Annotated in this window: 7 protein-coding genes; all 7 read right to left on the bottom strand. The window is 52.6% G+C overall.

The features are described 5' to 3' along the window. Nucleotides 1–137: 137 nt before the first annotated feature. On the bottom strand, nt 138–329 hold the full coding sequence (locus ACTF58_RS12730; protein WP_089894066.1) for a DUF6447 family protein: 192 nt from the start codon (nt 327–329) through the stop codon (nt 138–140). A 23-nt stretch (nt 330–352) separates the two neighbouring features. Further along, nucleotides 353–577, bottom strand: a complete 225-nt coding sequence (locus ACTF58_RS12735) for a hypothetical protein (RefSeq protein WP_438992343.1) — start codon at nt 575–577, stop codon at nt 353–355. Between the two features lie 12 nt (nt 578–589). Then, entirely contained in the window at nt 590–802 is a 213-nt protein-coding gene (locus tag ACTF58_RS12740; protein ID WP_438992344.1) for a DUF6447 family protein, read from the bottom strand. A 245-nt stretch (nt 803–1047) separates the two neighbouring features. Then, entirely contained in the window at nt 1048–1425 is a 378-nt protein-coding gene (locus ACTF58_RS12745; RefSeq protein WP_438992345.1) for a hypothetical protein, read from the bottom strand. A gap of 40 nt (nt 1426–1465) precedes the next feature. Beyond that, nucleotides 1466–2773 carry an HlyD family type I secretion periplasmic adaptor subunit gene (locus ACTF58_RS12750; RefSeq protein ID WP_438992346.1) on the bottom strand — a complete coding sequence of 436 codons (1308 nt, stop codon included), beginning with the start codon at nt 2771–2773 and terminating at the stop codon, nt 1466–1468. 19 nt (nt 2774–2792) lie between these two features. After that, nucleotides 2793–4967, bottom strand: coding sequence for a type I secretion system permease/ATPase (locus ACTF58_RS12755; protein ID WP_438992347.1), 2175 nt, complete (start codon nt 4965–4967; stop codon nt 2793–2795). Next, entirely contained in the window at nt 4964–6343 is a 1380-nt protein-coding gene (locus ACTF58_RS12760; RefSeq protein WP_438992348.1) for a TolC family protein, read from the bottom strand. The genes ACTF58_RS12755 and ACTF58_RS12760 overlap by 4 nt, the downstream gene beginning before the upstream one ends. Nucleotides 6344–6541 lie beyond the last annotated feature (198 nt).

Here is a 6541-nt window from a genome sequence, read left to right on the forward strand (position 1 = left end):
ATAATAATTCTATTTTTGGGAGTCTGGAGGCATCATAAAGGGCCTCGCGTCCCGATCATAGGAGGCCATAACAACCCCGACTAAAATCAGGAGGCAAAAGAGAGGAAACCAGCGCATTTGATTACCTCTCATTCTGGTTATTTTGTCTTTTCGAGCTCGACTTTGAGAGCAGCGACATATGAGTTGCGCGCTGTTTGATAAACGGCAATCTCATTCTGTAGCTTTTTCATTTGAACTTCCAGAAATTGGAGGCTTGCCAATTGGGCCTTGCCGTTATCTGTCAGCTCTTCTGTGTTATATTCCATGCCATCTACGGTGATTTTGGGCATTTTGTATTCCTTTTAAGTTTAGTTTAGTCAAATAGGGCGGCTATATCGACGCCTGATTTGCCCTTAATAATTTCGCGTTTTAGCTCGTCTATGTAGCTTCGCTTTGCGCGGGTGAATATCGCTTGAAGGTTTTGCAATTCTTGAAGCCGCGCGCTGGCCTCTTGGAGGCTGACAAGAATAGATTTGCCATTGTCTGTCAGGCTGGATGTTTCGTATTCGACACCATCGAGATTAATGCGCTGCGACATATGCGTGAAACCTTATGCTTTTTCTGATCTCAGCAACTCGCCTTTAAGAGCGCCTGAATAGCCAAGGCGCGCTGTGTCGGCGACGGCCCATTCATTTCTGAGCTGCTGGATTTGTGCATCCACAAACTGAATGTTTGCCAGCTGCGCCTTGGCGGCATCTGACATATCTGCGAGTTTGTAGTCTACTCCATCAACGGTGATGGTTTGATCTGATTGAGCTGCCATTTCTGGCTCCTTTTCGTTGCCTTAAACTCGGAAAAATTCCACTCCGAGCATTATTTAAAATCTACCTTCTTACTGCGCGTAAATACATTAAAACGCCTTGTTTTAATAGGTTTGAGGCCTGTATTTAGCAATAGTCCGGCGGTGTGGTTTTTTTGTCATTATATTTAATCTGAGGTTTCGTTTCGTGTTTTAGACATCTCGGATGAGGTGCCATTTTTCTGCCTTGATGGCGGTTTTATCAGGCGTCACAGGTCAACATTTGCAAATGCTGAAATATTTGTGACTTCAGGCAGAACCGTTTTGCCGCGTGTTTCCAGAAAGCGAGTTAACTCTTCCGCAAGCTCAGGGCTGAGCGTGAGAGACTTGCGGCTTTTCTTCTCACTTTTCGTCGTCGTGAGGCTGCCTTCCTCGATTTTGGATTTTACAAACGTATACATCGTCATGGGGTTTTCTGTGCGGGTGTGGAGCATATCGATATAGTTCCAGATCCCGTAGTCAGGGTTTCCGTCAAGCTCAGCAATTGTCAGCAACAACTCCCATTTGCTGATACTTTTCATGAACGGGAACAGCACGGATTTCGTGTCTATGCCGCGCAGAACGATCAATTCATCGGTGATTGTCATTTTTTGCAGGCTTTCTTTCTAGGAGGGCAATTGTGGCGCTTTAGTCGCGCAGCGCCAGTTCTTGAACTTTGGCGATCGGCTGCCAGATGTAATTGAGAACGGTTCGTTTCCCCGAGACAACATCTACAGAGGCGGTCATGCCCGGAAGCAAAGTGACTTCTTCGCCTGTCTCTAGGGTGATTGTGCTTTCCAACGAGACATCGACAAGATAGAAGGCGCCGCCGCCCTCGCCACCTTCTGTGATGGCATCGGGGCTGATGCTGCGCACGTGTCCGTTCACCGCGCCATAGCGGGATGAATCATATGCGCTCAGGCGGATGCGGGCCAGATCGTCGAGGCGAATGCTAGAGATGTCTTTCGGGTCAATTTTGGCCTCAAGCTTGAGAGCTTCTCCTGTGGGAACAATTTCCAAGATCACATCGCCTGCCTTCACATAGGCGCCAACGGTTTGGAAATTGATGCGGTTGACGATCCCGTCGACGGGGGCGCGGATGATGGTGCGCTTGACTCGCTCGCTGAGAGCGGGAACCAATGTGTTAACTTCACTCAGCTCAGCCACAACCGAGTTCAGCTCCTCAAGCGCTTTGCGTGTGTAGCCGTCAAGGGTGTTGGCGATTTGACTTTCGACTTCGGCGATTGCCGATTGGGCACTGGCAACCCGCGTGATCGCGTTCTGGATGTCGCCGTTCACGCGCTGTTCTTCACGGCGAAGCTCAAGCAAGCGGGTTTCGGGCATGATATTCTGGCGCACGAGCGGATCGATGATCGCAATTTCAGATGCAACGAGATCGAGCATATTTTGCGAGGTTGTGAGAGTTTGCTCAGCAGCGATCAGGGCTTGTTTACGTTGGGCTTTTTGTTGCTCAAGAATAGAAAGCGACCCTTCAAGCTCTTTGCGCTTGGCCGTGTGAAGGGCCAATTCGGTGAGGGCTGTGTCTTTTGATTTGGCAATCATGTCGCTGTCGGGCTTAAACTCTTGCCCCGTGCTTTCGGCTTGCAGGCGCAGTTCGCGGACCGTGAGAGTGGCGGAGCGCTGCTGAAGCTTGTCCAGCTCTGCTTGCAACTCAATCGGGTTGATTTCGTAGAGAACATCGCCCGCTGTCACCAGCGAGTTTTCGTTCACCGAACGTGACAGGATAACGCCAGATTCGGAGGATTGAACCATCTGGTTTTGAGTGGTGGAAACCACCTTACCGTTGCCGCGCGTGACGTTATCCAGCTCGGCGATAGAGGCCCAGCCGATGATGGCTATGATAAGTGCGGCTATAACGGCGAGGATGAGCGAGTTTCCAAAGCCTTCCCGCTCTTCCATGTCCCGTGATAGCTTTTCAAAATCTGATTTTGGCATAGCGCCCTCTTAACTTTAATTATTTCAGCTGCTCGGGTGGCGCGTCGACGATGACTTTGCCTTGGTCCATTACGAGCACACGTGTGACCAGCTTGAGCAGAGTGTTGCGGTGCGTAACCGCAACCATTGTCCGATCTGCCAGATAGCCAGACAAACGCTCGAGAACGGCACTTTCCGTTGATGAGTCCATTGAGCTTGTTGGCTCGTCCAGAACCAGAACATTTGGCTCGTGAAGCAGGGCGCGGCTGAGATTGATCGACTGACGCTGGCCGCCTGAGAGGCCGACGCCACGCTCTTTGATCTTCAGGTCGTATCCTGCGGGATTTCCTTTGACGAAATCATCGGTGCCAGAGAGCTGGCAGATTTTGAGTAAGTGAGCGTCGTCGTATTCGTAATAGCCGAGTTGGATATTCTCGCGAACTGTCCCCGAGAAGAGCCATGTTTCTTGAAGCATAACGCCCAAGTTGCGTTGTAGGTCTGATTTGTCGATCTGGCGCAAATCAATCCCGTCCAGCAAGATTGAGCCTTCGGTGGGCTGGATCAAACCTGCGCAAAGTTTGGCGAAGGTGGATTTGCCCGAACCCATACGCCCCAAGACAGCGACTTTTTCGCCAGCCGGAATTTTGATCGACAGGTCTTTGATCAGCGGGTTTTTGGCCCCTGGGAAAGTGTAGGAGACGTTCTTGAACTCGATTTCGCCCTTCAGCACAGGGCGGCTCAGGCGCTGTTCGGCTTCGCTTCCGCCATCGTTCCGCTGCATCAGGGTGTCAATCGAGCGGAAGGCCTGACGCGCCGAATTTGCGCGTGAGAGGGCCGAGGCAACTTGGCCGAGAGGGCCAAGGGCACGACCGCCCAAAATCACCGCCGCAATCAGGCCACCCATAGAGAGCTGTTGGGCCTGAATAAGGAAGACGCCGTAAAAGATTGTGGCGACTTGGGCGATCTGCTGGATAGAGGCTGCCGAGTTGATCGCAAACTGCGATAGAATGCGACTTTTCAGGCCGATTTCAGACTGATCAAGAGTTGCCGTTTCAAAGCGCGATTTCATAAGACGGCCCGCACCTGTGGCTTGGATTGTTTCCAGCCCATTGAGCGTTTCGACAAGCACGGATTGCTTGGACATCCCTGTTGTCATGGCGCCCGAAGCAAGCCGCGCAAGGATCGGCTGGATGGCAAGGCCAATGAGCAGCACGCAGGGCACGGCCAAGAGCGGCACAATGGCAATATTGCCGCCGATCAGATAGACAATGTAGATAAAGAAGAAGATGAACGGCAAGTCTACAATTGCCACCAGTGTGGCAGAGGTGAAGAATTCACGCAGGGTGTCAAACTCCCGAACCACGCTGGCGACGGCGCCAGAGTTCTGGTTGCCTGCGTCCAGACGCAGCGTGAGGATCTTGTCAAAGACCATGCGGGCCATACGCGCATCGGCACGTTTGCTGGCGCGGTCAATGAAGTTGGCGCGCAGGGATTTTGTTATAAAATCAAAGCCCAGAGCGATCATCACGCCGATGGACAACGCGATAAGCGATTCAATGGCTTCATTGGGAACAACGCGATCGTAGACAACCATCACAAAGAGAGAGGTCGAGACACCGAGAAAGTTTGACACGATGGCGGCAAGGATGACCTGAATATAAAGCCACTTGCCTTGGGCAAAAGCCGAAAAGAACCAGCGCTTGCTGGACTTTTCTTCGGCGTTTTTCTTGCGTTGGGTTAGAATAAGATGCTCAGAATAGTTTGCTTTAAACTCTTCAGCCGATATTTTTTTCGATTTAAAATTGGCATCTGAAGTCGCACAGAGAAAACTACCATCTGATTTTATTTCAGTTAAAATAAAGGGGCTACCGTCTTTCCAAAAGCCAATCAAAGGACAGTGGCTTTGGGAAAGGGTTTCTGCCGGTATTTTACCAAAACTGGCAACATGGCCTATTTCGCGCAGGGTGCTGACAGCCTGCGACGGCGTAAACTCTTCTCCAGGGTTTGCTGGAAGATCACGAATTGCCGCTTCGCTGTAGCTTTCGCCTTGGTCGCGCAACAGGCGCTGCAAGGTCTGCACCAAAGCTGTCTCGTCGCGCTTTTTGTCCTGTGCCGCCTCGGCAGCTTCCGCCGGGTTTACCTGCGCTGTTGCGATCTGTGCGATGGCAGTCTTGCTCTGCGGTTCGGCGGTTATTGGGTCGGCGGTAACTGTCATTTTGCGGCCTTCAATGGGGCTTGCGTATCATTCAACCCAAGCTTCGTGGCCAAGAGGCCCGAGGTCGCGAGCATCTTGAGTTCTAGCTTTGCAAGCTCTGCTTTGGCTGTGATTTGGCGGTCTGCTGTGCGGTATGCGCTGACTTCTGCATCAATCAGCTGGCGCACCGTTGTTTGCCCGGTTGCGAGCTGTGACCACAGGATTTCGATTTCTTTTGATGCAGCTGTATTTTGGGCGCTCAACATTGTGAGGCTTTTGAGAAGTGCCTCGCGCTGGCTGACAGCTGTATCAAGCTGAGACTTGCCTTGCAGCTTGAGGCCTTCGAGGGCTTGCTGTGCGGCCTCAAGGCGAGCGGCCTTTGCGGCGGTATCGGCTTTACGTCGCCCGCCGTCGCCAATGATCCAGCTCACTTCAAAGCCGACCGCATAGCTGGACTGGTCTGTGCGGCTCATGGGGGAGGTGATGCCCGAGCTGAGGCCGATCGTTGGCTTTTCGCGGCCCTGTGCCGCCAGCAAGGCCTGCTTGGCGGAAAGCACGCCTGCTGCGGATTGCAGCAACGATGGTGATGTGGCCCAATCCCTCTGTATTTTGGCAAGATCGGCCTGCGTCAGCAGCTTGGGTGGCTGGCCGAGGTTCTTGGGAGGCGAGCCGAACTGCTTGATGTAGCGCGCCGTGATTTCATGCTGGCTCGCGTCAAGCTGGGATTGTTCTAGCTCGAGATTACGCACCGCAATGTCTGCGGATGTGCTTGCGCTTTTGTCGACCATACCGCTCGCCACCAATGTGTCGATCTGGCCAAGCATTTCATCAGCCTTGCTCATAACGGCCGCGAGGGCGCGTTGGCGTGCTTCAATGGTTTGCGCGTCAATCCAGGCGGCGCCAGCATCGTGGGCGGCTCTGTTGGCAACAACCTGCGTTTCGATTTCGGCGGCATAGGCGGCGGCCTGCGCACCGTCGACAGCGGCAAGACTCGCGCCGCCGTCATAGACGATCTGGCTCATTGTGACACTGGCGCTGGCGCCCTCTGTCGACTTGGTGGCAATGCCTGCGCCTGTCTCGGTCAGCCTGCCGAGATTGGAGCTGGCGCGGAGCTGCGGCTTGCGGGCAGCTTCCGAGACAGCGATCATCTCGCGTGCCTCGGCGGCGGCGCTCTGTGCGGCAATATACTCGGGCCATGCGCGGACAGCGCGCGACAGATCGTTTTCAAACGCGCCCGACAGCTTGATGGCCCCGCTGCGTGCAACGGCAACGTCAGGCGAGACCTGCGCCAGCGCGAGGACCTCTGATTTCACTGTGTCTGTAGAGTATTGGGGGCTTCCACAGGCCGTTAAGGCAGCCGTTGAGAGCGCAACAAGTAGCTTCGGTTCAAATTTCATCGTCAAAGCCCCTTGTGGCCGATCAATATGTATTTACTAAAAAACCGATAAAACCTTAATAAACAATGGTCCAGTAATAGTTATGTTAAAAATTCTAAAAGAAATTATTACAAGAAATGATTTAAAAACCAATATAAAAAGGGTTTTTATGTATAATATTTTTGGTATTGAAATGAAGGCAGCTGGCGTGGTTCAACC

Origin of the sequence: Lentibacter sp. (assembly GCF_965657785.1) — a bacterium.
Classification (GTDB): Bacteria; Pseudomonadota; Alphaproteobacteria; order Rhodobacterales; family Rhodobacteraceae; genus Lentibacter.